Origin of the sequence: Anaerophaga thermohalophila DSM 12881, from assembly GCF_000191885.1 — a bacterium.
Classification (GTDB): Bacteria; Bacteroidota; Bacteroidia; order Bacteroidales; family Marinilabiliaceae; genus Anaerophaga; species Anaerophaga thermohalophila.
The window spans coordinates 16,975-43,679 of record NZ_AEWI01000058.1; the positions used below are offsets into that span (position 1 = coordinate 16,975).

Below are 26,705 nucleotides of genomic sequence, written 5' to 3' on the forward strand. Positions count from 1 at the left end.
ATGACCCCTATGTTCAGTAAGAGATTGCACGAATCGGCTGCAAAAGTAATGTTTTAGTTTTAATTATGGAATTTTTTCAGGCATTTTTCATCAGTATATAATTAGTCTATATTGGCCTGATGGAACTCGTCCCGACTAACCGGGACTCGTTGGCCCAATGTTATTTTGAGGTGCTGGTAAAATTTTCCACGCAAAAGCCGCAAATGATGAGCACGCAAAGGGGCAAACATAATTTGTCGGATTAGCTAATTGCTACGCAATTATTTTTTGTCGTCAATGACACGACTGGAAGGAGTTCGAGAACACTTTAAAAAAATCAATTATGATGCGAAATGACTGATCGCATCAAAGATGCGACTAAATTCGTGTTAATTCGTGCAAATTCGGTGATCCAAACAACAAATGGCGCAGCCGGTCTATAAATATTTTGCCAAAAATACAACAAAATTAGAGATAAGGTATTAAAATAATATTTAGCCGACTCATCTCATCCGTTTTGTTTTCCTTAACGTTTTTTTATCTGTACTGTGATTTATGTTATTTTTGTAGTTTTAGTCGGCATTATACAAGTCTTCTTCAGGAAGAATTAATCTATTAGAACAGACACATTAATAAGTAAAAACATTCCCGACTATATAGACGGGCACTAATAAAGATACAATGTCTGAAAAAACAACCGTTCCCTGGTGGTACTGGCCATATCAGTTATATAAATGGCCGGTTTATATTCCACTCATGCTGATCAACTCGATTTTCTGCGCCACTCTTGCGGCTCTTTTTTCCATTTTAATATCACCAAGGGCAGGCGATTTCTGGGGAAAAGCCTGGGCGAAAATCACCTGTTGGATCACACCCGTCATTGTCAAAGTACACGGACGGGAAAATGTCATGCCCGGTCAATCCTATGTAGTTGTGGCGAATCATCAAACCGGATTTGATATTTTCATGCTATATGGTTACCTGGGCATAAACTTTAAATGGATTATGAAAAAAGAATTGCGTAAACTTCCTTTTATCGGATATGCCAGTGAAAAAGTCGGACATATATTTATAGACCGTTCCTCTGCCCGTGCTTCTGTCAAATCTCTTGAAGAGGCGCGCCAGAAGCTGACAAAAGGTACGTCGGTAGTGATCTTTCCCGAAGGGACACGGAGCAAGTCATCCACAATAAGACCGTTTAAGCGGGGAGCCTTCAAACTGGCCCTCGATTTGGAACTCCCTGTCTTGCCTGTAACCATTGTTAACTCGTGGCGTATCAAAAGACATGGTTTTATGAATATTATTCCGGGCCGTGCAGCGCTTGTCATTCATCCACCCATTAAAACCGGCGACTTCACAGATAATCCCGAGGCATTAATGAAGACGACCCGCGAAGCAATAGAGCATGGTAATAAACCGGAATTTGCAAGAAATTGAAATATGAAGAGAATCCTTTTCCTTTTTGTCATGGTGGCGCTGGTAATGGCCGAAGATGCCAATGCCCAGGAAAGATACAGCATCAGTAACAAACGTGCTATAAAAATTTATGAACAGGGGCGTGATGAATATGCTGCCGGGAATTACGATGAAGCTAAAGTACTGTTGGAAAAAGCCCTGAAACGCGAACCCGAATTCATAGAACCACTGCTTCTTTTGGGAGATTTATTTCATTCGCAGGGAAAATGGGAAAAAGAAATTGAAATCCTGGAAGCGGCACTCCGTATAGATTCCACTTTTTTTCCGCCAACCTATCTGAACATTGCAACCGCTGCCTTTAACGCCGGTAATTACAATCAGTCATTGGATTACCTGGTTCGGTATAAAAGGATGACCGACAATGAAAATGCACAGAAAAGAGCCGATAACATGATTCGTCATGTTACTTTTGTGAAAAATACAATGAATGCTCCCTACAACATAGACCTGAAAAATGAAGGGCCCAATGTTAATAGTGATTTTGATGAATACTGGCCCAGTCTCACTGCCGATGAACAAACTATGGTAATCACGGTGCTTGTCCCCCGCGATATGAAATTGTTTCATGAAAAGGGTGGCGATTTACCAAAATCATCCATGTTCTTCCAGGAAGATTTCTATGTTTCTCATACAGATAGTAGTGAAAAATGGCAACCCCGGACTCTTTTAAATGGAAAAATCAATACCGGCAGCAATGAAGGCGCCCAAACCTTATCGGCCGATGGCAACTGGATGTTCTTCACAGGCTGTGGGCGCTCCGACGCCAAAGGAAGCTGTGACATCTACTTCTCTCAAAAAACAGAAAACGGATGGAGCGCCCCGGTTAATGTTGGTGCCCCGGTTAATTCGCCTTTCTGGGAAAGTCAGCCCCATTTTTCAGCCGATGGCAGAACGCTCTATTTCATAAGCTCAAGGCCCGACGGAGTTGGAGGGAAAGATATATGGAAAGCAACGGTGACGGGAACAAAAGAAGACGGCACACCTTATTTCGGAAACCTGAAAAACCTGGGAAAACCGGTTAATACACCTCAGGATGAAAACTCTCCTTTTCTTCATCATGACGGCGAAACCCTCTATTTTTCATCCAACGGGCATCAAGGACTCGGGGGAATGGATGTTTTCATCAGCCAAAAGACAGACAGCGCTCAGTGGTCAGAGCCCAAAAATATGGGTTACCCGCTCAATTCCCAAAAAGATGAAACAGGACTGATCGTTACGGCTAAAGGCAATCGTGCCTACTTTGCCACAGACGGAAAAAATGCCGCCACCAAAGGAAAAGACATCTACAGTTTCGAACTGCCGGAAAATTTTCGACCAAATCCTGTTCTTTATGTAAAAGGAACAGTATTCGATGCAGAAACCGGGGAAATGCTACCGGCCGATTTTGAACTGATCAACCTGGAAAACGAAGAAATCATTGTTACCTCAAAGGGTAACAGATTTTCAGGACAATTTCTTGTCTGCCTCCCCACCGGTGGAGAATATGCATTCAAAGCCGGGCATCCCGGCTATTTGTTCTATTCCGGTAATTTCAACCTGAAAGGAGAACATCCGGCAGATAAGCCCTATCATCTCGACATTGGTCTGCAACCCATAAAGAAGGGAGCATCGGTCAGACTCGAAAATGTTTTCTTCGAAACCGATTCTTATGCTTTGAAGCCACAATCAAAGATAGAACTGAACGAAGTAGTTGCTTTTCTTAAAAACAACCCGGAAGTTCGTATCATGATTGAAGGCCATACCGACAATACAGGAACGGAAGAATATAACATTGAACTATCGAGAAACAGGGCCCGTTCGGTATACGATTACCTCATCGGTCAAGGCATCAGCGAAAAACGACTCGAATACAGAGGATATGGATTCAGCCGTCCGCTCGACACCAACGAAACGGAGGCAGGCAGAGCAAAAAACCGAAGAACCGAGATAAGGATACTTTAAGTTGTCAAAAATCAGCAACGAAAAGACTTATATGAAAAATTAACGAGTACCATCAAGCTTTAAGAAAATGGCCAAAAAGCCAAAAGAATGAAACGAGCATGACAAGGCTTGTCACAAAAGAACATGTATAAAACTCTTACATGCGAGTTCCATCAGACCAATGACTTAGACTAATTTTATACGGATGAGAAAAAAACTGCTGTTTTTCTTTTTTTTCCTGTTGAATCTGTTTCATGCACCAGCCAATCCGGTTGAATACGGAATTTTCGACATTCAGTATTTTAACCGAAGAGAATACCACGGTGCCACCCAAAACTGGAACATCGCTCAGGCTTCTAACGGATTGCTATATTTTGCCAACAATGATGGCATTTTAGAGTACGATGGTACCCATTGGCGAATGTTCCCGGGGCATCCCAACCTTACTAACAACCTGCCACGTTCGGTTTTTGTTGATGACGAAAAAGTGTATATCGGAGCTACCGACGAATTTGGAGCTTACGAAAAAGATTCAACCGGAAACTTTCACTACCAATCTCTTACCGACCGGTTTAATGTACCAGACATGGGAGATTTCTGGAATATTTTCAAAAAAGATGACCAGCTGATTTTTCAGTCGCACAATGGATTGTGTATCTATACACCGGAAAAATCGGTGGATGTCATTCCGGCAATATCACGCATTTCAGAGGCCTTCATGGTGAATGGAATGATCCTGGCACATGATGACAGTGAAGGGTTGATGGAATTAAGAAACAACACGCTTTTTAAAATCCCCGGAGGAGAAACGTTTGTCGAAAAGACCGTAAGCAGCATATTAGCCCTTTCCAATAACCGGATTGTGATAGGTACCATGGACAACGGATTATATCTGTGGGACATGAATGGCATCCAAAAATGGAATGTTCCGGCAAGTAACTTCTTAAAGGAGGCCAACATTTTTTGCGGAACCAAAGCCGGTGAAGACTTTGCCTTTGGAACCATTCAATCGGGAGTTGTCATTGTCGATTCCGGCGGAAATATCAGGATGATCGCCACCAAAGATAAAGGTCTGAACAATAATACCGTTCTTGACATCTTTACAGACAGGCAAAAAAACATCTGGACAGCGCTCGACAACGGGATTGCACGCATCAACTATAATTCAGCGGTCAGTTTCATTCAGGGATACTTCGATATCGGAACGGGATATTGCATGGAGAAAAAAGGAAAAAATTTTTATCTCGGTACCAACCAGGCGCTTTACACCATTACCAGTGAAAAATTCCGCAACCCCATGAAAGACCGCACCGATTTTCACATGGTTGAAGCCTCGAACGGCCAGGTCTGGAGCCTCTTCGTCGACGAAGTGACCGACAAATTATTAATAGGGCACAACCTGGGCATCTTTCATATTAAGAACGAAAAGGCAGAGCCCATCTCTCCTCCATCACTCAACGGAGCCTGGACATTCAGGTATCTTCCCGGGAACAAAGACATGTTGATAGTAGGAACTTATACCGGTCTTGTGCTTCTGAAAAGAAATAAACAAAACAGCTGGGACTATTACAGGAGCATAGAAGGATTTTGGGAATCTTCCCGATTTATAGAATGGGGATCAGATGGAACTCTCTGGGTAGCACACGGACTCAAAGGACTCTTCAGACTCAGTTTCAACGAGGATTATTCACGGGTCACAAAAGTGGAAACCAATGATGACTTTAACGGAATAAGCAATTTCCAGGGATTTTCCTTATCCCGTATAGACGACCAGATTGTTTTTACTTCCCCTGATGGAATTTACTCTTTATCGGACGAAAATTCTTTTGTCAGAAGTGAGTTGGAAGCCTACTTCCGGGAAAGCGGAACTTTTCCGGTTCAGTTACGTCAGGACAGGTATCATAACATCTGGTTCTTTGTAAACAATGGTGTTGGAGTTCTTCGACTACAGGAAGACGGAACGTATAAAAAAATCGATAATCCGCTCATTCCTCTTAAAAATAAACTTGTGGAAGGCTTTGAATCGGTTTTTGTTCTGGACGAAGAGACGGCCTTTTTTGGTATTGAGGACGGATTTGGACAATATTCGGCAACCAATGATGTCAACTATTACCAACCTTTCCAGGCACATATTCGCGGTTTCAGAAGTCAGAAAAAGCCCGATCAGCTCTTTTTCTCGAGTAGTGACTCTCACAGTCAGAAGTATGTCCCGACTTTTAAATTCAAAGAAAATGCCTTCGACATAACTTTTTCAGCTACCTGGTTTGGCGGGGGTGAGCTTGAATATTCGACAATTCTGGAGGGCTTTGAAGCTGACTGGTCGGCATGGTCGAACATACAAAATCGCCAGTTCACCCGATTACCCGAAGGTGAATATACATTTAAAGTCAAGGCCCGAAATGTTCACGGCGTCCAGACCAGGCCCGCCTCTTTTAAATTCGTGGTACTGCCGCCCTGGTACCGCACTGCATGGGCCAAAACAGCATATATTGTGCTTGCTGTTATGCTGTTATTCACTATCATGTGGATCACTAACAGAATTGTTGAGAAAAGTCGTCAGCGGGAAAAGCTGCATCAGCAACAGAAATATCGCGAACGTGAAGAACAATTAAAACGTGAAGCTCTGGAAAATGAAAAAGAAATGATAAGGCTGCGGAATGAAAAGCTCCGCGACGATATGAAGCACAAAGAAAAAGAGCTGGCCAATTCTACCATGCACATCATCCACAAAAATGAGTTCCTGATAAAAATCAAAGAGGAGCTTCAGAAAGCCAGGAAAGCAGGCGACAAAGATGTTATTGAAAAGAAAATTGCCTCGGTGGTACGTCAAATTGATCACGACATAGACAATGAAGAACACTGGGAAATATTTGAAACCCACCTTGAGCAAGTACATGAAGATTTTCTGAAACGGCTGACGGAAAAACATCCAAATCTGACAGCCAGAGAAATGCGACTAACTGCCTATTTGCGCATGAATATGACATCGAAAGAAATTGCTTCACTGATGAATATTACCGCCCGGGCCGTAGAAAACAATCGTTACAAATTGCGAAAAAAGCTCGATCTGGAACAGGGAGATAATTTGGTGGATTATATTATGAAAATTTAATTCGGCGGACCGGCGGATCAGTTCCGCTACTTTCCGAAGGAAGAATATGCTGCTCCTGTTCGGCGGATCGTCGCTCAGCTTTGCCGCTTTGCTTTCCATAGAATCCGCTACGCCGGTTTGGCTATTTGGAATTCGACGCTCGTGCTGCTTTAAGCGTATTGATGAGCAATGATGCGCGGGTCATTGGCCCTACCCCACCCGGAACCGGAGTAATATAGCTACATTTGGGAGCAACTTCATCAAACACCACATCACCGGTCAGCTTAAAGCCCGATTTTGTTTTATCGGATGGCACGCGGGTAGTTCCTACATCAATAACAACAGCGCCTTCTTTAACCATATCAGCCGTAACAAAACCCGGATGCCCCAGGGCGGCAATCAGAATGTCGGCCTGTCTGCAAATTTCTTTCAAATTTTGGGTACGGCTGTGACAAACAGTTACCGTGGCATTACCGGGATCTCCTTTCAAAGAGAGCAGTATACTCATCGGCCGTCCTACAATGTTGCTGCGTCCCAAAACCACAGCATGTTTACCGGATGTTTCGATATGGTAACGCTTAATAAGCTCCATTATGCCCTGTGGGGTTGCCGAAACAAAAGCCGGCAGGCCCATAGTCATCTGTCCTACATTTTGCGGATGAAACCCGTCAACATCCTTCTTTGGGTCAATGGCAAGCGTGATCTTCTCTTCGGAAATATGCTCAGGAAGTGGCAACTGCACAATAAAGCCATCCACATTATCATCTTTGTTAAGATCATGAACGCACTTGAGCAATTCATCTTCAGTGACATCGTCTTCATAACGTATCAGCGACGACTTGAACCCGACTTCTTCACAATCTTTTATTTTGTAGGCCACGTAACTTTCGCTTCCCCCATCGTGACCAACCAGTACGGCGACCAAATGAGGTTCACGTGCACCGTCGGCTTTCATTTTCTTTACTTCTTCAGCGATTTCCTGTTTGATGCTTCGCGCTGTTGCTTTTCCGTCGAGTAATTGCATAACTTCTGAATTTGAAACAAAAAAGGGAGAAGTCGCTGTGTTGCGTCCTTCTCCCTTTCCAATATTTTATTTTCCCATCGGCAGGTTACTCATCATCTTAGATAGGTTCTTGCCTTGGGTCATCATCCGCATGGCTTTTCGTGTGTCTTCAAACTGCTTCATCAACCGGTTAACTTCCTGTATTGAAGTTCCGCTGCCGGCAGCAATCCGCTTACGCCGGCTGCCGTTTATGATAGACGGTTGTTGCCGTTCTTCCGGCGTCATCGAAGAAATAATTGCTTCGACACCCTTAAAGGCATCATCATCGATATCCACGTTCTTTAACATCTTACCCATGCCGGGAATCATTCCTGCCAGGTCTTTCAGGTTACCCATTTTTTTAATCTGACGTATCTGTCCGATAAAATCGTCAAAATTAAACTGGTTTTTGGCAATCTTTTTCTGGAGCTTTTTAGCCTCTTCAGCATCATATTGTTCCTGAGCTTTCTCAACCAATGAAACAATATCACCCATACCCAGGATACGGTCGGCCATACGTGAAGGATGGAATACATCAAGTGCATCCATCTTTTCACCCATTCCCACAAACTTAATGGGTTTATCGACAACGCTGCGTATAGAGATGGCTGCTCCACCACGGGTATCACCGTCGAGTTTGGTAAGAACAACACCGTCAAAATCAAGGCGGTCGTTAAATTCTTTAGCTGTGTTCACCGCATCCTGACCGGTCATGGCATCCACCACAAACAAGGTCTCATGAGGTTTTACTGCATCCTTAATGGCAGCTATTTCGTCCATCATCTGCTCATCAATGGCCAGACGACCGGCGGTATCGATAATTACAACATCATGCCCTTTGGCCTTAGCTTCTTTAATGCCTGCTTTTGCAATTTTTACAGGATCGGTATTGCCCTCTTCGGTGTAAACAGGAACGCTGATTTGCCCGCCAAGCACCTGAAGCTGATTGATAGCTGCCGGCCGGTAAACATCACCGGCAATAAGCATAGGGTGCTTACCACGCTTGTTCTTGATCAGATAAGCCAGTTTCCCGGAAAAAGTCGTTTTCCCCGACCCCTGAAGTCCTGCCACCAGAATCACGGCGGGATTGCCTTTCAGGTTGATATCGGTGGAAGAGCTTCCCATTAGTTCAGCTAACTCATCATGGACAATCTTCACCATCATCTGTTGAGGCTTTACAGCTGTCAGCACGTTTTGCCCCAGAGCCTTTTCTTTAACCGTTTCGGTGAAATTTTTGGCCGTCTTAAAATTGACGTCGGCATCCAGTAAGGCACGACGAATATCTTTAAGGGTCTCGGCCACATTGATTTCTGTGATCGTACCCTGACCTTTAAGTATCTTAAACGATCGTTCCAGTCTTTCCGATAGATTCTCAAACATCCTTCTTCAGGTTTTTATTTTGCTGCAAAAATAGAAAATATCCCGGAAATGAAGAAATCAGGAATGAGAGATTCAAGACATCGTTCCTGATAACAATGCTTCTCTAACTTGCTGTCAAACAACTAATAACCAACTGCTTATAAAATCGGAGAAACAAACTGCAACCTCTCTCATTAAAGCTTTGCGTTATTGCGTCGGCACTTAGGCTTTTTTTAACGGACTATTCTAAACAATAGAATGTTAGATATTTAGATATAAGATATTAAGATGATTCGTACAATCTTGATTTATGAGTGCAGTCTAAAAAGCCTTTTGACCACTAAATCCCCTAAAGGAGACTATTTCAAACTGCTGATTTTTAGCAGTTCCCCTTTAGGGGTCAGGGGTAAAAATGGTAAAAATCAGCAGTTTGAAGGCTTTTTATACTGCACTCATTTATTATATCTTACCACTCAAACATTTTTAGATGCAAACAATTGGTTTGCAGCGTATTGCAAAAGTTTAACGGAGTATTATTTATTGCTAATAAACAATCTTTTCCATTACAAAATTCGTTCGTGCTGCTGTTTCACCGGTGCTGACACATTCAGCTTCACCCCTGATAGCATCTACAACATTACTAATCAGGTTGTACTGGATATTTTCGGGATTGATGTAAGGAAATTCGAGAAAATCGTGCTCTTTAAACAGTAAAACAGGCTCATGTCCGAAAGTGGTAAACTCGATACGGCCTTTTGTTCCAATTATTTCCATAACATCGCGGGTAGAAGAATCATCGCTGACAAAACTCCATGTCCCACTTCCCAATACACCATTTTCAAATTCCATTTGTGCCACCACAGTATCTTCGGCCTCATAATATCCTCCGAAATTTGCTGAACTGCCGGAGACCTTTTTAACCGGACCAAATAAAAAATCAAGAAAATCAAGCTGATGTGAGGCCAGGTCATAAAATATTCCCCCTCCGGCAATGTCGGGCTGAACCCGCCAGGATGGATTTTTTCTGTCTGTTTCGGCCGGCAGGGGTGGTCGGATGAGCATGATGTTTACCACCAGGGGTTTTCCAATAGAGCCATCCTCAATGAGTGTCTTCACTTTCCTGAATCCGGGAAGCGTACGCCGGTAATAGGCCACATAAAGGGGCACACCGGTCTCTTTACTTACGGCATTCATCTCCACACACTGCTGAAAAGTGGCTGCCATGGGGTTTTCAACATAAACCGGTTTTCCCGCTTTCATGGCTTTGATGGCATACAAAGCATGGCTCGATGGCGGAGTGGCCACATATACAGCATTTACTTCCTTATCATTGATTAAATCATCGGCATCATCATACCACTTCGGAACTTTGTGGCGGCGTGCATAATCGCGCGCCAAATCAGCATTTCGCCGCATGACAGCTATCAGATTTGAGCCTTCCACTTTATTAAAGGCCGGTCCACTCTTATGTTCGGTAACATTACCGCAACCTATAATTCCCCAGTTAATTGTTTTTTTCATATCATGGATTTGCGTTCCAAATCAAAAGGAATAAAGTCTGCTATTTGTTCAAAACAAAAATGAGGCCGGTCTAAAAAGCACCTTTGTTGCCAAACTCATTGTTGTTTTAAATTTTTGAAACGAACATTAATTTTGAAGGGCCAAATTTTCAAAAAGGCATGAACAAAATTGGCTGACGCCGATCTTACGATTCATCGTGAGTTCCATCAGGCCAATAATTGACAAATTTTGTGCTGATAAGTTCTCATTAACAACAAGTTAACTCCTGTACAAAAATTTAAAACGCCTGCATTTTGACAAAAATATGTTTTTTATAGCGCACTCAAAAATAATGAAGATTTGGTTGTATCCAGCGATTTGTTCCATTCAAACAAAATGAAGAAGCTCCTGAATCTTGCGCCGGGCCACTAAGATCAGAAATTATGGTTTCAATAAATTTGAATTAATAGAATTATTACCGAAACATCAGAACTTTTTATCTTTGGCTCCAATTTTAAAAGAGCCGGGTCTAAAAATAAAGAAATCTTTCACCGCATTCATCTAAATACAACCATTATCATGGGATATGATATTATCGGAGATGTTCACGGCCATGCACAAGAGCTTGAAATGCTTTTAAAACAAATGGGTTATGAAGAAATCAACGGTGTGTGGTTACATGAGAACAGGAAAGCTGTTTTTGTAGGCGATTTCACCTGTCGTGGCCCGGAAACCCGCCATACCATCAATCTTGTCAGGCGAATGCTGGAAAACGGAACAGGAATGGCCATTTTGGGCAATCACGAAATGAATGTCATCGGTCACTTCACAAAAAACAAGGAAGGAAAACCCTTTAAGCAAGCCACCGGCTCGAACAAAAAAATAATGGACAACATAAAAGCCGAGTACATTTATGAGAAAGATCGCTTGAAAGCCGATATCAAATGGCTGCGCACACTTCCCTTTTCTGTCAGTTTGGGCGCCATCCGCATTGTTCATGCATACTGGAATCAGTCTCATCTCGAACTGATTGAAAAAAATCGTAAAAACGGCAAACTAACCAAAAAAACACTTTATGAAGTTTTTTCTTCACAATCGGAGCTTGGAAAGGCCATACGTCAAACTACACGGGGCATAGAGATAAATCTTCCGAACGATTTGATAATCAAAGACCAAAAAAATATACGCCGCACCAATTTCAGGATAAAATGGTGGGAAGCCCCATTCGGTAAAACTTTCAGGCAGACGGGCTACGGCAACAAGTTTATTCTTCCCGACTACACAATACCTCCGGAATTAATCGAACCGTTTGATGTTTATCCGCCCAAAGCTCCTATTGTTTTTGTCGGTCATTACTGTGTCGATGCACCGAACATGATCGCTTCCAACAATGTATGTTGCGTGGATAATTGTCTGGCTAATGGCGGACAGCTGGCGGCTTATCGCTGGAATGGGGAAAAACAACTGAAGCCGACCAATTTTGTATTTCAGAGGAAAAGGGTTGTTGAGTAGGGAATGGGCTGAGGCTGAGACTGAGACTGAGGTTAAGGCTAAGGTTGAGGTTAGATTCTTCACTTCGTTCAGAATGACAGGCAACTGAATGCCATTCTGAGAATGTACGACGAAGAATCTCATCCGATAAGGTTGAGGCTGAGGGTAAGGTTGAGGCTAAGCTTTAGGGTGAGGGTGAGGAATGAGGATTGCAATTTTTATTCTGTAGGCAATAGTCAGCAGGCAGTATGGTTAGTAGTGACAATAGCAGGATAAAGCTGAAGTGTTCAGACACAAAGGGCAAATGAGAGCTTCAATATTTCGGCTGCCTGTCTTAGCAATACAAATTATTTGCGCACCTGACACAGTTAAGATGGCAGCCGCCGTTACAAACCACGAGCCGGGGCTGCCCGATACCCGGCGAAAAGGTGCATGCGTGATCTGTTTGTCGGCTCTGAAAAGAAAGCGGGAAAATTGATTTTATTGTCTTTATGACTCTTCCTCCAGGACAACGCGAAACTGATCATCCCAAAAAAGACGCCCCTTTTTTTCTGTGCCGTTGTCGTCTTTAAAACCTTTCAGGATGCTGGTTTTTCCATTAAGGACCAGATCGCCGGCCTGTTTTTCGGTAAGTTTTTTCTCCATAAAGACAAAAGGAATAATAACGCGGCACCCTTCGTTGTAACGGTTACAACCCCAGGCATTTTTGCCTTTAACAATGATGCCGTGACCGCATTTCGGACATTTCCATACGGGCGTTTCGTCTTTTTCAAGACGCAGTTCGTAATTTTCGTCAAGCGAAAGTTTACCATCCACCTTTTCACCGTTCAACTCAAACCCTTTAATAACAGGTGTTTTACCTTTTTTGAGAAGCGTTTCGACCTGCTTATCGGTCAGTTTTTTATTCAAGAATTCAAAAGGGATCAGGGTTTTACATCCATCTTTAAATCGTGAGCATCCCCAGTTTTGTTTTCCCTTGAGCATTGTACCTTCGCCGCACCTCGGGCAGGGAATTGAGTCTGAACCTGAACCATTCCCTGATACCTGTCTGTTCTGACTTTTTTCTCTGGCAGCAGCTTCTTTCTTCTGTTCCCCGGTTACTTCAATTTTCTGAATCGTATGGTCGTTTTTTACAATCCTTACCACATCATTCACCATCTCTTTCATTTCGTTCATGAAAGTCTGCACATCATAGTTACCGTGTTCAATGTCACGGAGTTTCTTCTCCCACATACCGGTAAGTTCCACCGACTTAAGAAGGTCGTTTCTGACACTTTCGATAAGTTGAATCCCGGTAATGGTTGGAACCAGACTCTTTCTGTTCCTGGTGATATACCGTCTTTTGAAAAGTGTTTCTATGATGGCTGCGCGGGTTGAGGGACGACCAATCCCGTTCTCTTTCATCAGGTCGCGTAATTCATCATCATCGACCTGCTTTCCGGCAGTTTCCATAGCCCGCAACAAGGTAGCTTCGGTATATGGTTTGGGGGGCTGGGTTTCTTTTTCCTGAAGGTCGGGCTTGTGGGGCCCGCTTTCCCCTTTTTCGAAATCGGGCAAAACATTGTCATCACCGGGTTTTTTCCCGGCAGAATCCTTCTTGTAAACTTCACGCCAACCCGGATCAACAATCTGTTTGCCGGATGTTTTGAATTTCACGGTATCCACTTTCCCTTCAACAGTGGTTGTGGAAATGGTGCTATCGGGCCAGAATACCGCAATAAAACGACGGGCAACCGTATCGAAAACCAGTTTTTCGTTGCGACTTAAGTTGGAAGGAATTTGTCCGGTGGGAATAATGGCATGGTGATCGGTTACTTTTTTATCGTCGAAAACTTTTTTCGACTTCCTTATTTTCTTCTCAAGTACCGGTGCCGTAAGCGATTCATAAGGTTTGAGACCTTTGAGGATGGCTGGAATCCCGGGATAAATATCGTTGCTCAAAAAAGTGGTATCGACGCGCGGATAAGTGGTAGCCTTTTTTTCGTAAAGCGATTGGATCAGCTTCAGGGTCTCGTCGGCCGAAAAGCCAAAACGTCTGTTGCATTCAACCTGCAGGGCTGTAAGATCGAACAGGCGCGGTGATGCTTCCTTTCCCTTCTTGCGGCTGAAGCTGGTTATCTCGAAGGGTTTATCCTTAATGATTTCCAACGCTTCAAGCGCTTCTTCTTTTTTGAAGAACCGACCACTGGTGGCCGAAAAAACCACATCCTTGTAAGTCGTTTTCAGTTCCCAGAATGGTTGCGGAACAAAATGATCGATCTCTTTCTGCCGTTCGACAATCAGGGCAAGAGTCGGCGTCTGTACCCGACCAATTGACAAAACCTGCCCGTGCTGGCCGTATTTAAGCGTATACAATCGCGTGGCATTGATGCCCAAAAGCCAGTCGCCAATGGCACGCATACTGCCGGCAGCATACAGGCGATCAAATTCTTTGGCATCATAAAGTTTTGCAAACCCTTTCTTCAAGGCATCTTCAGTGAGTGATGACACCCACAAACGTTTCACCGGGCACTGACACCCGGCCTTTTGCAACACCCAGCGCTGAATCACTTCACCTTCCTGACCGGCATCACCGCAATTGATGACCTCCTCGGCCTCTCCTACCAGTTTGCTGATGATTCGAAACTGCTTAATTACTCCCTGATTGCTCAGAAGTTTAATCCCGAATTTAGCAGGCACCATGGGGAGGGTGTTCATTCGCCATCGTTTCCAGTCTGGCGTATAATCGTGCGGTTCTTTGAGCGTGCACAAATGACCGAACGTCCATGTAACACGATAATTATTGCCCTCGTAGTATCCGTCGCGCTGATTGTTCGCGCCCAATACACGTGCAATTTCTCTGGCTACACTGGGTTTTTCGGCAATACAGACCTTCATATAAAGCGGATGATTGTTGTGGCAACCTTTGCCATATTCGTTTCACTTTTTATCCACTGAGTACGGTCTAAAAAGCATCTTTGTTGCCAAACTCGTTGTTGTTTTAAATTTTTGCATCCTCATTAACAACAAGGTTAACTCCGGTACGAAAATTTAAAACGCCTTGATTTTGACCTCAATATGCTTTTTATACTGCACTCATCCACTACAAATTTACAATACTCCGTTAAACTTTTTCAATACACTCCAAATCAATTGTTTGTGTTTAAAGAGGTTATTTGGTGAAATATATTATATAAAGGTTGTAAGAATCATCTTACATCTTACATCTAATAATCTAATAATCTAATAATCTAACGATCTGTTGTATTTTCTGTCTCTCAATTAAATCACTATCTACAACAACCCCCTATGTTTCAACATAGGTGTGATGTCCGGTTCACTGCCGCGAAATTTCACAAACATTTCATTCAAATCTTCAGAATTACCTTTCGACAGAATCAAATCCCGGAAGCGCTGACCATTCTCGCGCGTGAGGCCGCCATTTTCCTGAAACCAGGCGAAGGCATCATTGTCGAGCATTTCGGCCCACAAGTAAGCATAATAGCTGGCTGCATAACCGTGGCCCCAAAGGTGAAGGAAATAGCTGGAACGGTATCTGGGCGGAATCTGTTCCAGATCAAGATTGATGTTTTTCAAAGCCTGTTTTTCAAAAGCATCCACATCCTCTATTTTCTGATCGGGTGTAATGGTGTGCCATTGCATGTCCAATCCGGCAGCGGCCAAAACCTCTGCTAAAGCATATCCCTGATTAAATTTGGATGCGTTAACTACTTTATCGACCAAAGTCTGAGGCATAGGCTCGCCGGTTTTGTAGTGTTTTGCATAATTATTAAACACCTCCGGGTACAATGCCCAGTGCTCATTGATTTGCGAGGGCAACTCCACAAAATCGCGGGCTACATTGGTTCCGGCAAGACTGGGATAAGTCTGATCGGACAAAAAACCGTGCAAGGCATGACCAAATTCATGAAACATAGTTGTTACATCGTCATAGCTGATCAGTGCAGGCTGACCTTCAGCCGGCCTGGAAAAGTTGCAGACATTGTAAATCACCGGTTTATGATTCAGTAATTTCGACTGACCAACAATCTCACTCATCCAGGCACCACCCGACTTATTATCACGTTTAAAATAATCGGTATAAAACAGGCCAATGGCACTACCATCCTCATTGAAAAGTTCAAAAACGCGCATATCGTCGTCGTAAACCGGGATGTCGTGACGTTCTTTAAATGTGATTCCATATAGTTTGGAGGCCGCGTAAAAGACACCGTCTTCCAACACGCGATTCAATTCAAAATAGGGTTTGATTTCATTTTCGTCGAGGTCGTACCTGGCTTTACGAACCATTTCGGCATAGTAATTCCAGTCGTAAGGTTGCAGCTTAAAGTTTTCTCCCTGCCGGTAGATCATCTGCTGAATATCTTCAGCCTCCTTTTTAGCTTTGGCTACTGTGGCCGGCACCAGATCAGCCATAAACTGATTGGCGGCCCCTGGTGTTTTAGCCATCTGGTCTTTCAGGTTCCACTCAGCATAGTTTTTGAAACCGAGCAATTGAGCCTGCTCAGCACGAATCATGGCAATGCGCTTGATAATGTCGCGGGTATCGTTCTCATCACCATGCTGAGCACGCATCAGTGAATTTTCGAAAATCTGCCTGCGTGTTTCCCTGTTTTCGAGTGAAGCAAGTATTGGTTGCTGGGTGGTGTTTTGCAGCGGCAATACATAAACTGTCTTGCCATCCACTTCCTGCTTCAAAGATTCCAGTTCAGCATCTGACAAACCCTGCAGCCTGGCCTTGTCTTCCACCTTCAGTGCCGCTTTTTTTGCCGCAGCCAGTAATCGGTTGGCATACTGAGCACTTAACAAAGCTTCCTCCTCGTTCAGTTTACGCATTTTCTCCTTTGACTCCGGAGATAAACCGGCACCGGCCAATTCAAACTTTTCATAGTAGTATTCAACCAACCGGCGGGATTCGGCATCCAGATTCAGTTCATCCAACTGGTTATAAATTGTTTTTACACGCTCGAAAAGTTTATCATTTAAGTAAATGGCATTATTCAGTCCGGCCATTTTAGGAGCCATCTCTTCTTCTACCGCCTGCAGCTCCGGGTTGGTATTGGCACCGGTCAGCATACTGAAGACCCCGTAAACACGATTCAGCGTTTGCCCGCTTTTCTCCAACGCCACAAAGGTATTCTCAAAAGTGGGCGCCTCAGTGCTATTGGCAATGGCTTCAATTTCATTCAGTTTTTCTTCTATCCCTGCTTCAAGCGCCGGTTTAAAATGATGGTCTTCAATAGCCCCGAAATCGGGTGCTCCATAAGGTAACTTACTCTCTTTCATTAACGGATTGTTTGTCAGAGCCTCATCTTCCTGATGAGTGCTCTTTCCATTGCCACAGGCCGACATAATAGCAGCCAAAGCAATAGTTGTGATAAAATTATGGTTCATTTTTTTATTTATTAGAAATTTTATGCGCCTGGTCTAAAAAGCATCTTTGTTGACAAACTCATTGTTGTTTTAAATTTTTGACTACTCATTAACAACAAGTTAACTCCGGTACACAATTTAAAACGCCTTGATTTTGACAAAAAAAATGCTTTTTATGCCACACTCATTTTATTAAAATGCAAAAACACGATGACGTAAAAATTATTTTGAGCAATATAATCAAATGCATCAGCCAGCTAAATTAGAATTTTTTTTGGAGTTAGATAATGATAAGGAGCTGGAAATTGCAGGTGAACACTACTCGTTAAATCTATCTCCGGACGGCAACCCGGGTATGGTAAATTGAATAGCTAAATGCCTGAATAATAGGTCGTTAAAATATAGTCTAAAAGACGAAAAGTATAAACTAAAATATTGGAAAGGTTCGGGGTAATGAGCAATTAAAACTCGTATTCCCCTTCTCGTTCTTCTTTTATTATCTCAAAATAGCCGTCTTCGTTTAACTTGTAAGTCCTGAACGTTTCTAAACCATCTGCATTTTCATGCCACTTGATAAGCCCCTCTTCTGTTATTTTAGAATCGACTATTGTATAAGTCACTTCTTCACTTTTTGATCCATCATCTCTTAATCCCCAGAACAAACAAATAACCGAAAGCGCTTTCCCGTCTTTGTTGAAATTCCATAAATCGTAAAAGGTGGTTTCAAAGCCTACAACTTTTATTATTAATGAGATATAGTCTTCATTAAGGTCTAACTGGCCGATTGGCGATATTTTAGGATAAAAGTATAATCGCTTTTCTTCCCATTCCCCTTTATTGTTTTTCACATCCTTTTGTGACAGCCTTGTGAGCCTGCGAACAACCCGAAGGGCGGACGGTGCTTGTTTTTGCCTTAAAGAGGTTACACGTTTAAAAACAAGTGCCGGACGAGCTGGCGCTAAACTTGCTGACCGTTGAAGAGGAACATCGCTTGACCGGCTTGTGCGGAGTAACGACAAAAACTTATATTTCAATTAAATATCAATTCAAAAGGATAGAAGTTTTTGGCGGTGCGTGGGGTTTACTGGTTACCTACTCTTTAATTCATCCGGTGATTGTTGCGTGCCAACTACCCCCATGATGTAGATGGTATTCTTAGTTGCTTTGTATAGTACTTTGTAATAAGTCCTAACCACTATTCTTCGATATTTTGAGTTTATATCGTCAACCTGATATTGTTTCGCGTAATATATGGTTTTAGGGCTTTTCAGGATATCTGACCTTACATTTTTTGCCCCCTGGACTGATTTCTTTTTCCAGTATTCATAAATATCCTTTAAATCTTGCTTTGCCTGGGACGTCCAGATAATTGTATAACTGCTCATTTACCAGTTTTCTATTTCTTTTTCAAGGTCTTCTTGGGTGATATAATTTCCTGCTTCTATTTGTTTTTCAGCAACAACTAAACGTTCATTATATTGCTGTTTTGTTAGTGGTTTTCCATCAGCGGTGTATCCAACTATCATTTCTTCATCAAGGATACTGCTGATTTTATCCAGCAATGATGCTTCTGACACATTCATTATCTTTTGAATCACGTTTATTTTAACTGTTTGCAAATCCATAATCTCCATATTTTTATCTTCTACAAATTTAACGATTAATAATTACTTTCTGTTTCATTTCAGAGGATGATATTTTTCCAATTCCTTCTGCAAATTCTCTAAATTATCCGTCCTGTACCTTTCCGTGGAGCTTACATATTTATGCCCCGCCATGTATTGCACTTCCCGAAGGTTGTAATGTTTCAGCCAGTTTGTAATCACAGAAGCCCGTATTTGTGCCATGGCTAATCCGGAGTAAGCTGATTCCCTAATCCGGCAAAAAAATCCGCCATTTTTAAAGTAAAAAAGCATGTCATTCCGGCGGATGCTGATCCCCATCAAGTCAAAAACAGGGAAAAATCCGGAGCATGTTGACCCCTTTCCGTAGTTAATAATAGCCTCAGGTTTTTATTCTACTCCCATTCTTTGAACCATTACTGAGCAGGGGGTCAATATCACCGGAATATCCACTCGCAAGAAGAACTTGCCAAAATGGTAGGTACAATTAGCGTTACCATTGGCAGGTATGAGCGTGATGAGATAAAGCCTTCCATCGACATTGCAACCAAAATTGCGGATGCTTTGGGCGTTTCTCTGGACTATCTTACCGGGAAAACAAACGTCGAACTGGATAATTCCATTATTAAACGGGTAGTAGAGATTCAGAGCCTTCCGGATGAAGATAAGAAGCACATATTATACGCTCTTGACGGATTATTGCAAAACGTGAGAACTAAATTGGCTTTTGGAAAGTAGAAAATATAGAATGGCACGAATTACAAATTCGCGCTAACGGGAAGTATCTCTGAATTACCTGGCAGGCAAAACCGATATGGAAATCGACAAAACAGGCCTAAACCGGATTTTGAATATCAGCCGTTTCTTGAAAGAAGACCAGAAACATGTTTTCTCGGTTATTGATGCTTTTATTGTTAAAGGGAAGATTCAGTCGATCCTTTAAAATGTTTATTTTCTATTTTCTATTTTCATAATTAATTCTACCCGTTCCTTATCTTTTGGGCTAATAACAACATCTTCATTGGTAATTTCAAGAACTTTATAGCTTTTCAGTAGCTCATTATACCATTCAAATTGTCTGAAAAATTCTTGTAAATCATCACTCTTAAATTGATAACCCTGACGGGCAAAAAAGGCATTTCGTAACAATCGTAGTTCTTCTTTATCTAATTTGTTTAGTGTGGCTTCAGGCGCATTGTAAAGCAGTTCATTATTGATGAAGGTACCAGTAAAAGGCTTTTGGGAATTTGAAAGGTTAAAATATCGTTTCTTATTTGCTGGACATAATACCCTATCGTCTTTTTGCGGATATTCAGAGGGAAGATTTACCGGCCTATAACTAATAGGTTTATTATTGGGCTTTAATTCGTAATAATACTCACCTTTATATTTAATTACTCTGTCACCATAAATGGCATCAACAATTTTATAACTCCTTGTGTCGGCATTATATAGAACGCCTTTCCCTTGCTCTTCTAAAATATCGGCGTAAATCACGTTACTTTCGGGTATTAAAAACCAGTTACCAGGGTCTACATTTTCCAACACAAGTTCGGGATTGTTCCAGTCACCTATCTTTACCCTGTAAACATCTTCTGTATATACCGAATACCAGTCGCAAATGTGATGGGATGAAAAATATAGATAGTCTTTATTAAAACTGGGTCGCATCCCTATTAGTGGAATGTTTATTAATTTTTTAGTAGATAAATTAAATAATACTAAAAATGAAGCTACGCCCCCTTTTACTGGAAAAGTAACAATACTATCAAATTTTGAATAAGCAACCTCTCTTCTGATTCTTTCTCCTTTTAAAATTAAATGTGTTTGCCCATCATAACTAATTTCAATTACTTTTGAGGCATAGTATAACTTAATATCTTCATTAAGGTAAGTTATGGAACTATTTACTATAGTGTTCAAAATATCAAAATTATTAATTGTAAGATTCTCTTTCAAAACAGGATAATACAATTTATTTTTAAGCCCTCCCGATAAATTATCATCAGAAGGATAGAATTGATAGACTGGTTTATCCTCATAATACCCGATAAAACTATAATTCACACTATTATAATCTATACTTTTCTGAGGAAAGATATTGATATTTAACAATAAACACATACAACATATTAGTGTTATGTATTTCATGTTACATTTATTTAATATACCTATAGTATTTATATTCATTATTATCTCTTGTTATTTCCAATTCACTTCCTATAAATGGCTTAATTTCTTTAATATTACCTCCACCTTCCAATGCTATAGGGAATTTAACCTTTTTATCATCCTCAATATCAATCAATTTATCATCACCACGATAAAGACTTGCTGGCATAAAAGCAACAACATGCCCTACTCCGCTACTTCTTTTAACAACTCCAATAATTATTTCCCCGGAATTAGCCTTATTTTGTATATCATTAAAGAAATCATTCCATGTTTGTGTTAAACGTTTCATGATTTCCGAGAAATATTCCGTTAACTCACAGCAATTCAGCAACTATATTTTTTTCACTTTCTGGTAAAATTAGTTAAAGTTTGGGACAATACATTGGCTGTCCCGGTATAATTAAGTTACCCGTGGAAGAAGACTCCCGCAATGTGTGCTTTTTTATAGGCAAAAGTTTTAGCAAAAGTTTTTCCCTGATTCACGGAGCAGGGCATCCCCATTCGTTTTTCATTCCAATCTGATTTGGAATTTTCCGGATGTAAGGTTCATCAGCTCTGATTCAATAATGGCTACCTCTGATAAGAAACTTAAAAGCCTTTTCCATAGGTGCTTTTCAGTGCATTTGAGTGTTTTTTTAAGCAAGGTATTGATGGTTTTACTGGCCACCACTAACTGGTTTATGATATGGGCAATTTGTAAACATTGGTAGTAGTTCTGCATAGCCTGAAAGTCTACCCTCGAGTATTTATGCTCCAATGCATATCCATGGTTCTTTTGTGTGTTAAAACCTTCGTTTTCTATTTTTTGGCATAGCCGACCAGTGTCACTTATACCCACGCATAAATCAGAGTTAATGTCCATATTTGTCAAATGTACAAATCTTTGCCAGTGTTTCTCTCCTGTTTTTTTTGAGGTGTTCTCTTCAATACATTCAACCCAGTTTAATGCATGTCCCTTGTAATTCAGTCTTTTGAGCCATTGGCAGTTAAGGATGGCTACCGTGGATTTATCCATCCATCTGAGGAAGGAACAATCCAAAAACTTTGTTGTAGTTGTCCCTGAATTGCGGATATTTTCGCTCATTGTTGTAAGCATTCCGGCTACCTTCCTTAAACATAAACATGGTAATACCTGCCATGCATAATTCTTGCGTATGGTATTGTTTGCGTTGCCGGGAATCAGGTAAAGTGATCAAATTCTGTCTCAATTCCGGGCAAAAGTGTTTTAACGTCCTGTAAATCTGACTAATAGCTATTTTGCCAGGACTTTGAAAAGCATGTTTTTCCTAAAGCATGTAAATTGCATTAAAAAAATAGTCAAATAACATTGATTTTCACCAATTAAAATTTGGTATAAAAAATAATAATTCCTATCTTTACATAAACCATAATAAAACAAAAGCCTGCTATTCAGGCATTTGCCATAGCAGACTTTTAAATTATTAATAAATTAAATATCAGTGCTTTATGGAAAAACACGGGCCATGGTGAAAACCATGGCTTATGCCATAAAAATAGTGCGAAAAATATTTTTTGGCAAATTTTATTTTTGCTTGTTAATCAGCTATCTTGGAAGAGGAAAAATTTCTCCCTGAATTGCTGGATTTTTATGCTACAAGTTTTATGCGTATTATTGTAAAAACATGCGTTTTTATAGATTAAAACATACAAATATGACTTTCGGAGAACGTTTAATATTGGTCAGGAAAAAGAAGAACCTATCCCAAAGTGAGGTGGGAAAAAAATTAATATCAATGGCGATGCTGTTGGAAGGTATGAACGGAATGAAGTAAGGCCTACTATTGAAATGGCCACCAAGCTTGCCAAAGCTTTGGAAGTATCTTTAGATTATTTGGTCGGTAATACCGATATTGAACTGGATAAAGCAGCAATGAGTAGAATACAGGAAGTAACGCAATTTAATGAGGAAGAAAAGAACCATATTTATGTTACCCTGGATGCTATGATCAGGGATTTTAAAAACAAACATGCATACGCACGATAAATATTAAAACTATGCAAACATTATTGGTTGAAGTAAAGGATAACACAGGCCTTAAAATCCTGCAGGATTTGGAGCAGGCCAATATCATAAAACTGTTGCCATCGGCAAAAGTAAACAAGCCCGTGAAGCTCTCGCAAAAGCTGCGAGGTTCAATTTCAAAAGAAACGGCTAAACAAATGCAAATTGAGGTTGAACAAATGCGCAAGGAATGGCAACAAAGGGATATTTGATTGACACAAATGCAGGTATAGATTATTTGGCCGAAGCTATGCCCGAAAAAGGGCTGGCATTTTTGGACGGGATAATTGATAATGGGTACAGCATTTCTGTCATTAGCCGGATTGAACTATATGCTTACAGCAAGCTTACCGAACAGGACAAAGAAAGCCTGGATATAATGACCGAACAGGCTTCTGTGCTGAATATCAATGATGAGATAATTGAAAAAACCATTGAAATACGGAAAACGTACAAAACAAAACTCCCTGATGCCATTATTGCCGCTACTCCAATGGTTTACGGTTTCACCATGATAAGCCGGAACCTAAAGGACTTTAAGAATATTACCGGCCTTGAAGTGGTTAACCCGCATGATTTATGATAATTGGGCTTCGAGCCCGTGCAGCACTGCTGATTGGCGGTTGACTGCCTGCCCGGCCTTATGTGCCGGGCTTTATTTTTTATCCCAATAGGAACAATCAAAGCTTAACACAATCAAAGAATCCGGATTGCTGCTTTTGTATATATTGTATTTTGACTCGCCTTTAATTTTAATTATTGAATCACCTTTGCTAATATATTTTTTAGTATCTGGAGTTTTTATATGCAAATAGTGTTTTGATGTATCACCGTGATACAATATTTCAAAAACAAATGCCTGCTTATTAAAATAATCTACATAAGTACTAATTACCTTCCCTTGAAAATTTTCATTTATTTTTTTTTCACAATATTCCATTTGCCGTTTTTTTACACTGGGCTGATTAGAAAACCATTGATAGATTAGAATGGATATTATAATCAAAATTATCGCATAAATAACAAATCTAATTTTCGCAGCATTCATTATAACTTTTTTTACTTTGTTCAAAATCATCAGTTGACTTTAAGGGGAAAAGCAATAAAGTACATGTATTAAATTTTCCTAACGAGCCAGGAGGAGATGCTTTGCTATAACCTATGGTTATTCCTGAGGTTGTACCTTTAAACACAGGTGTTATACCATCTAACTTATAACTTTCCCATTCAGTTTTTGCCGCAATTCCCGCACTATATGATATTTCACCTCCTTGACCGGATAAATCATAAGGTGTTTGTTCACCCCTAGTTTCTAAGTATTTTCCAGAAATCACACCGGATGAATTTAATGTTATATTTATCCCGGGTCCTTTTTTAATGTTGTAATTATATTCACAGTAACCAAATCCTCTTAAATAGCCTACCATAAATCCACTACCTTTTCCAACACTGATCGTGTTACTAATGCCTAAAATTAATCCGGATTCACTATATTTTCCTACAAAATCATTATCCCCATAGTAAGTATTACCAGTTGGAACTTCCTTGTCTCCTTCATAAAGTTTAACATCAACCGGAAAATAAGCATCAAAATATTTGCCGTTCATTTTCATGTGTGGTGGGAAATAGAATGGATCTTCCTTTGCTCTGATACTTACAAACTTCCCATCAATGTATTTTTTATAAGTATAATACACTCTAACACCACCATATTTGGCATCTTCATGATGTCGCAAAGTAGCTACCGGATTGCCTATAGGCAGGTCAAACCCAAAGGTAACATCTTCGTTCCAATCACTATTAAAATTATTACGCAATGCCCAATAGGTTAATCTTCGCATTTCATAATAATCTTCATTCTCCTTGGCTGTTTTAAACTTTTTAGAAATCATTGGGCTATAGATTTCTAACACCCATTCTATTTTATGGTCTTCACTAATATACGCCCCTTCCTCCTCATCCTGCGTCCACGCGAACAGCACATTCTGCGGGTCATGGATTAAGTCCCATTGGTATTTCCATTAACACCGGAAAAACAAGTGTCAAAACCGATCAATACACGGAGTCGGAATATGTCAAAGAACGTCTTTACATCTTCTTTTCTGCAAGATAGAAAAATTCCTTCATATCCTTTTTTCTTCAATTGAAGATTTTCATTTGAAGGGTATTTCAATTGAAAAAAAAGATTGAAGAGATTTAAACGGAACCGGGCATTTTGACCTTGTAGGCAATCATTTAAGCCAGCGCCGGCAGGTCAAGGCTTTTGGGAAAAATACTACCCAGCGGCACGAAGGGTGGAGATTTTTTTCAAAACCTTACGGGCCCGGCCTTGCGCGGGTTGGCCCGTGGGCTTTATCTTGGCCGTAAAGGTTTAAATGGCGGTTTAATCAAAAGGGATTCCTGTTAAATGTGAGATTCTTTTTGCTTTTCTGCTTTGCTTAGAAGTTGCTAATAATATGGAACTGTGCGGGGTAAAACAGCCTTGAGCAAGCGTCGGCCAGTGGCTGCAAATAGCGTAGAGAGGAACGAACGGAGCGGTTTGCGGACACTCAGGGAACGAAGTGCGAGCCGTCTGCGAGTACGACCGAGGCCTGCCAGGTAAAAGCTGACGATAGGAAGCTGGCTGGCAGTGGCGTTTACGCTGAGGCTTTGGCGGGCTTTTTGTCTGTCAGGTTGGTAATGTGCGGTGGAACAAAAAGCATGACAAAGGCAAACCGAGGGAGTTAGCAGGCGAGCCTAACACGGCAGCAAAGGGATGCGTGGCGGCTGATACGTAGTGAATGAGGAACGAACAAACGAAGTGAAGCGGCCTAAGCAGACCGAGAGCTGCAGTGAGGAAGATCGAGGAGCGCGAGTTTTGTGACAGCCTGCACAGCGTAGCGGAGTACCCGAAGGGCGGACGGCTTTTGTTTTTACCTTACAAAGTCTTTCATCTAAAAACAAAGGCCGGACGGGCTGGCGCTAAACTTGCTGACCGGGGAAGAGGAACACCGCTTTACCGGGTCTGTGGGGAGCCACGCAAAACTTCTGTTTCAATTAAATATCAATTCTAAAGAATAGAAGTTTTTGGCGATATGTGGGGTTATCCTTTCATTTTATCAGGATCTTGCCTGGAATCAAAAATGTCAGTGATATAAATATATTCATCTATTACCCTGTAGATAATTTTGTAATGGCTTTCTATTATCCGGCGATAACCTAAATCCAGATGTTCCAAATAAGGTTCTTTCTGGCCTTGTAGTGGGTGTAAGAGCAAGGTATCTGCTTTGTCTAAAATGCGATCCCTGATTTCAAGCAATTTCTCTTGTGTTACTTTTGGCGCAATAAATTCTAAAGCTTCTTCAAGGCCAAAAAGTGCTTGTTCTGTGTAAATAAGTTTCATTAACGCCCCAAATTAGCAGTTCTTTTTTCGATTTCAGCCCTTGAACAAACCCTCCCTGATTGGATGTCTGCTTCGGATTTACGAGCCCTGCTTTCTAATTTTGTCTTTAACGCTTCTTCTTTGCGTAGCCTTTCATAAAACTCATCTAAAGTACTTTCGTTTGCAATATGCAAACGGCTGTGTATGAAGTCTCTTTTTTCTACTGCGTTCATGATTTCCATTGTTTTATCTTCTACAAATTTAACGATTAATAATTACTTTCTGTTTCATTT

Annotated in this window: 26 protein-coding genes; 9 read left to right on the plus strand and 17 right to left on the minus strand. The window is 41.2% G+C overall.

What is annotated here, in order from left to right; genetic code table 11:
- The first annotated feature begins 660 nt into the window (after positions 1-660).
- The 3 genes from ATH1_RS0114110 (at position 661) to ATH1_RS0114120 (ending at position 6,487) form a co-directional block, all read left to right on the plus strand.
- On the plus strand, positions 661-1,416 hold the full coding sequence (locus ATH1_RS0114110) for a lysophospholipid acyltransferase family protein (RefSeq protein WP_010422901.1): 756 nt from the start codon (positions 661-663) through the stop codon (positions 1,414-1,416).
- A 3-nt stretch (positions 1,417-1,419) separates the two neighbouring features.
- Complete coding sequence (locus tag ATH1_RS0114115) at positions 1,420-3,396, plus strand: OmpA family protein (protein WP_010422904.1); 1,977 nt, start codon at positions 1,420-1,422, stop codon at positions 3,394-3,396.
- 184 nt (positions 3,397-3,580) lie between these two features.
- Positions 3,581-6,487, plus strand: coding sequence for a ligand-binding sensor domain-containing protein (locus ATH1_RS0114120; RefSeq protein ID WP_010422906.1), 2,907 nt, complete (start codon positions 3,581-3,583; stop codon positions 6,485-6,487).
- Between the two features lie 121 nt (positions 6,488-6,608).
- Here ATH1_RS0114120 and folD read toward each other — a convergent pair whose 3' ends face one another.
- The 3 genes from folD to ATH1_RS0114135 all read right to left on the minus strand — a co-directional run bounded on the left by folD (position 6,609) and on the right by ATH1_RS0114135 (position 10,388).
- On the minus strand, positions 6,609-7,490 hold the full coding sequence (folD, locus tag ATH1_RS0114125) for a bifunctional methylenetetrahydrofolate dehydrogenase/methenyltetrahydrofolate cyclohydrolase FolD (protein WP_010422909.1): 882 nt from the start codon (positions 7,488-7,490) through the stop codon (positions 6,609-6,611).
- Between the two features lie 66 nt (positions 7,491-7,556).
- The gene (gene ffh, locus ATH1_RS0114130; RefSeq protein WP_010422912.1) at positions 7,557-8,888 is read right to left on the minus strand and encodes a signal recognition particle protein; all 1,332 of its coding nucleotides are present in this window, start codon (positions 8,886-8,888) and stop codon (positions 7,557-7,559) included.
- 522 nt (positions 8,889-9,410) lie between these two features.
- Entirely contained in the window at positions 9,411-10,388 is a 978-nt protein-coding gene (locus tag ATH1_RS0114135) for a Gfo/Idh/MocA family protein (RefSeq protein ID WP_010422916.1), read from the minus strand.
- Between the two features lie 558 nt (positions 10,389-10,946).
- Here ATH1_RS0114135 and ATH1_RS0114140 point away from each other — a divergent pair.
- Positions 10,947-11,879 carry a metallophosphoesterase gene (locus ATH1_RS0114140; RefSeq protein ID WP_010422918.1) on the plus strand — a complete coding sequence of 311 codons (933 nt, stop codon included), beginning with the start codon at positions 10,947-10,949 and terminating at the stop codon, positions 11,877-11,879.
- Positions 11,880-12,347: 468 nt separating this feature from the next.
- Here ATH1_RS0114140 and ATH1_RS0114150 read toward each other — a convergent pair whose 3' ends face one another.
- From ATH1_RS0114150 to ATH1_RS19560, 6 genes are all read right to left on the minus strand, one after another.
- Entirely contained in the window at positions 12,348-14,735 is a 2,388-nt protein-coding gene (locus tag ATH1_RS0114150; RefSeq protein WP_010422921.1) for a type IA DNA topoisomerase, read from the minus strand.
- Positions 14,736-15,131: 396 nt separating this feature from the next.
- Positions 15,132-17,252 carry a M3 family metallopeptidase gene (locus ATH1_RS0114155; RefSeq protein ID WP_010422924.1) on the minus strand — a complete coding sequence of 707 codons (2,121 nt, stop codon included), beginning with the start codon at positions 17,250-17,252 and terminating at the stop codon, positions 15,132-15,134.
- Positions 17,253-17,692: 440 nt separating this feature from the next.
- Positions 17,693-18,079 (minus strand): hypothetical protein, encoded by a 387-nt coding sequence (locus tag ATH1_RS0114165; protein WP_010422928.1) that lies wholly within the window; start codon positions 18,077-18,079, stop codon positions 17,693-17,695.
- A 240-nt stretch (positions 18,080-18,319) separates the two neighbouring features.
- On the minus strand, positions 18,320-18,616 hold the full coding sequence (locus ATH1_RS0114170) for a type II toxin-antitoxin system RelE/ParE family toxin (RefSeq protein ID WP_010422930.1): 297 nt from the start codon (positions 18,614-18,616) through the stop codon (positions 18,320-18,322).
- A complete protein-coding gene (locus tag ATH1_RS0114175; RefSeq protein WP_139035435.1) occupies positions 18,617-18,856 on the minus strand; it encodes a hypothetical protein in 240 nt (79 codons plus the stop codon). It abuts the gene before it with no gap.
- Positions 18,857-18,910: 54 nt separating this feature from the next.
- Complete coding sequence (locus ATH1_RS19560) at positions 18,911-19,057, minus strand: integrase (RefSeq protein ID WP_245531807.1); 147 nt, start codon at positions 19,055-19,057, stop codon at positions 18,911-18,913.
- Between the two features lie 243 nt (positions 19,058-19,300).
- Between ATH1_RS19560 and ATH1_RS19565 the strand changes: the two genes are divergently transcribed.
- Positions 19,301-19,591 carry a helix-turn-helix domain-containing protein gene (locus tag ATH1_RS19565; RefSeq protein ID WP_044115340.1) on the plus strand — a complete coding sequence of 97 codons (291 nt, stop codon included), beginning with the start codon at positions 19,301-19,303 and terminating at the stop codon, positions 19,589-19,591.
- A gap of 76 nt (positions 19,592-19,667) precedes the next feature.
- Positions 19,668-19,796 carry a hypothetical protein gene (locus ATH1_RS22485; RefSeq protein ID WP_010422937.1) on the plus strand — a complete coding sequence of 43 codons (129 nt, stop codon included), beginning with the start codon at positions 19,668-19,670 and terminating at the stop codon, positions 19,794-19,796.
- A 5-nt stretch (positions 19,797-19,801) separates the two neighbouring features.
- Here ATH1_RS22485 and ATH1_RS0114195 read toward each other — a convergent pair whose 3' ends face one another.
- The 4 genes from ATH1_RS0114195 to ATH1_RS21240 form a co-directional block, all read right to left on the minus strand.
- Positions 19,802-21,004: a YARHG domain-containing protein gene (locus ATH1_RS0114195; RefSeq protein WP_085930714.1), complete on the minus strand. Its 1,203-nt coding sequence runs from the start codon at positions 21,002-21,004 to the stop codon at positions 19,802-19,804.
- Between the two features lie 7 nt (positions 21,005-21,011).
- Entirely contained in the window at positions 21,012-21,317 is a 306-nt protein-coding gene (locus tag ATH1_RS0114200; protein WP_029164141.1) for a hypothetical protein, read from the minus strand.
- 219 nt (positions 21,318-21,536) lie between these two features.
- Positions 21,537-22,043 (minus strand): hypothetical protein, encoded by a 507-nt coding sequence (locus ATH1_RS0114205; RefSeq protein WP_010422943.1) that lies wholly within the window; start codon positions 22,041-22,043, stop codon positions 21,537-21,539.
- Positions 22,036-22,236: a hypothetical protein gene (locus ATH1_RS21240; RefSeq protein WP_139035437.1), complete on the minus strand. Its 201-nt coding sequence runs from the start codon at positions 22,234-22,236 to the stop codon at positions 22,036-22,038. Before ATH1_RS21240 ends, ATH1_RS0114205 begins: the two co-directional genes overlap by 8 nt.
- Before the next feature lie 542 nt (positions 22,237-22,778).
- On the opposite strand from ATH1_RS21240, the gene ATH1_RS19575 reads away from it, so the two are divergent.
- The 3 genes from ATH1_RS19575 to ATH1_RS0114230 are packed head-to-tail and all read left to right on the plus strand — an operon-like array spanning position 22,779 to position 23,634.
- Positions 22,779-23,033 (plus strand): helix-turn-helix domain-containing protein, encoded by a 255-nt coding sequence (locus ATH1_RS19575; protein ID WP_342626190.1) that lies wholly within the window; start codon positions 22,779-22,781, stop codon positions 23,031-23,033.
- Positions 23,034-23,044: 11 nt separating this feature from the next.
- Positions 23,045-23,263 (plus strand): hypothetical protein, encoded by a 219-nt coding sequence (locus ATH1_RS0114225; protein WP_010422958.1) that lies wholly within the window; start codon positions 23,045-23,047, stop codon positions 23,261-23,263.
- Entirely contained in the window at positions 23,242-23,634 is a 393-nt protein-coding gene (locus ATH1_RS0114230; RefSeq protein WP_010422960.1) for a type II toxin-antitoxin system VapC family toxin, read from the plus strand. Before ATH1_RS0114225 ends, ATH1_RS0114230 begins: the two co-directional genes overlap by 22 nt.
- Positions 23,635-23,706: 72 nt before the next feature.
- On the opposite strand, the gene ATH1_RS0114235 is transcribed toward ATH1_RS0114230, so the two are convergent.
- The 4 genes from ATH1_RS0114235 to ATH1_RS0114255 form a co-directional block, all read right to left on the minus strand.
- Positions 23,707-23,991: a hypothetical protein gene (locus tag ATH1_RS0114235; protein WP_139035439.1), complete on the minus strand. Its 285-nt coding sequence runs from the start codon at positions 23,989-23,991 to the stop codon at positions 23,707-23,709.
- Positions 23,992-24,079: 88 nt separating this feature from the next.
- Entirely contained in the window at positions 24,080-24,943 is an 864-nt protein-coding gene (locus tag ATH1_RS0114240; RefSeq protein WP_010422965.1) for a hypothetical protein, read from the minus strand.
- Between the two features lie 1,190 nt (positions 24,944-26,133).
- Positions 26,134-26,433, minus strand: a complete 300-nt coding sequence (locus ATH1_RS19580) for a type II toxin-antitoxin system RelE/ParE family toxin (protein ID WP_010422967.1) — start codon at positions 26,431-26,433, stop codon at positions 26,134-26,136.
- Positions 26,433-26,645, minus strand: a complete 213-nt coding sequence (locus ATH1_RS0114255) for a hypothetical protein (RefSeq protein WP_139035441.1) — start codon at positions 26,643-26,645, stop codon at positions 26,433-26,435. Before ATH1_RS0114255 ends, ATH1_RS19580 begins: the two co-directional genes overlap by 1 nt.
- Positions 26,646-26,705: the final 60 nt, after the last annotated feature.

Bases quoted from the DNA above. Each gene is read 5' to 3' on its own strand.
- ATH1_RS0114110 (WP_010422901.1), top strand. From the start codon at position 661: ATGTCTGAAAAAACAACCGTTCCCTGGTGGTACTGGCCATATCAGTTA.
- ATH1_RS0114115 (WP_010422904.1), top strand. From the start codon at position 1,420: ATGAAGAGAATCCTTTTCCTTTTTGTCATGGTGGCGCTGGTAATGGCC.
- ATH1_RS0114120 (WP_010422906.1), top strand. From the start codon at position 3,581: ATGAGAAAAAAACTGCTGTTTTTCTTTTTTTTCCTGTTGAATCTGTTT.
- folD (WP_010422909.1), bottom strand. From the start codon at position 7,490: ATGCAATTACTCGACGGAAAAGCAACAGCGCGAAGCATCAAACAGGAA.
- ffh (WP_010422912.1), bottom strand. From the start codon at position 8,888: ATGTTTGAGAATCTATCGGAAAGACTGGAACGATCGTTTAAGATACTT.
- ATH1_RS0114135 (WP_010422916.1), bottom strand. From the start codon at position 10,388: ATGAAAAAAACAATTAACTGGGGAATTATAGGTTGCGGTAATGTTACC.
- ATH1_RS0114140 (WP_010422918.1), top strand. From the start codon at position 10,947: ATGGGATATGATATTATCGGAGATGTTCACGGCCATGCACAAGAGCTT.
- ATH1_RS0114150 (WP_010422921.1), bottom strand. From the start codon at position 14,735: ATGAAGGTCTGTATTGCCGAAAAACCCAGTGTAGCCAGAGAAATTGCA.
- ATH1_RS0114155 (WP_010422924.1), bottom strand. From the start codon at position 17,252: ATGAACCATAATTTTATCACAACTATTGCTTTGGCTGCTATTATGTCG.
- ATH1_RS0114170 (WP_010422930.1), bottom strand. From the start codon at position 18,616: ATGAGCAGTTATACAATTATCTGGACGTCCCAGGCAAAGCAAGATTTA.
- ATH1_RS0114175 (WP_139035435.1), bottom strand. From the start codon at position 18,856: ATGGATTTGCAAACAGTTAAAATAAACGTGATTCAAAAGATAATGAAT.
- ATH1_RS22485 (WP_010422937.1), top strand. From the start codon at position 19,668: ATGGAAATCGACAAAACAGGCCTAAACCGGATTTTGAATATCAGCCGT.
- ATH1_RS0114195 (WP_085930714.1), bottom strand. From the start codon at position 21,004: ATGAAATACATAACACTAATATGTTGTATGTGTTTATTGTTAAATATC.
- ATH1_RS0114200 (WP_029164141.1), bottom strand. From the start codon at position 21,317: ATGAAACGTTTAACACAAACATGGAATGATTTCTTTAATGATATACAA.
- ATH1_RS0114205 (WP_010422943.1), bottom strand. From the start codon at position 22,043: ATGGATAAATCCACGGTAGCCATCCTTAACTGCCAATGGCTCAAAAGA.
- ATH1_RS0114225 (WP_010422958.1), top strand. From the start codon at position 23,045: ATGCAAACATTATTGGTTGAAGTAAAGGATAACACAGGCCTTAAAATC.
- ATH1_RS0114230 (WP_010422960.1), top strand. From the start codon at position 23,242: ATGGCAACAAAGGGATATTTGATTGACACAAATGCAGGTATAGATTAT.
- ATH1_RS0114235 (WP_139035439.1), bottom strand. From the start codon at position 23,991: ATGGAATATTGTGAAAAAAAAATAAATGAAAATTTTCAAGGGAAGGTA.
- ATH1_RS0114240 (WP_010422965.1), bottom strand. From the start codon at position 24,943: ATGATTTCTAAAAAGTTTAAAACAGCCAAGGAGAATGAAGATTATTAT.
- ATH1_RS19580 (WP_010422967.1), bottom strand. From the start codon at position 26,433: ATGAAACTTATTTACACAGAACAAGCACTTTTTGGCCTTGAAGAAGCT.
- ATH1_RS0114255 (WP_139035441.1), bottom strand. From the start codon at position 26,645: ATGAACGCAGTAGAAAAAAGAGACTTCATACACAGCCGTTTGCATATT.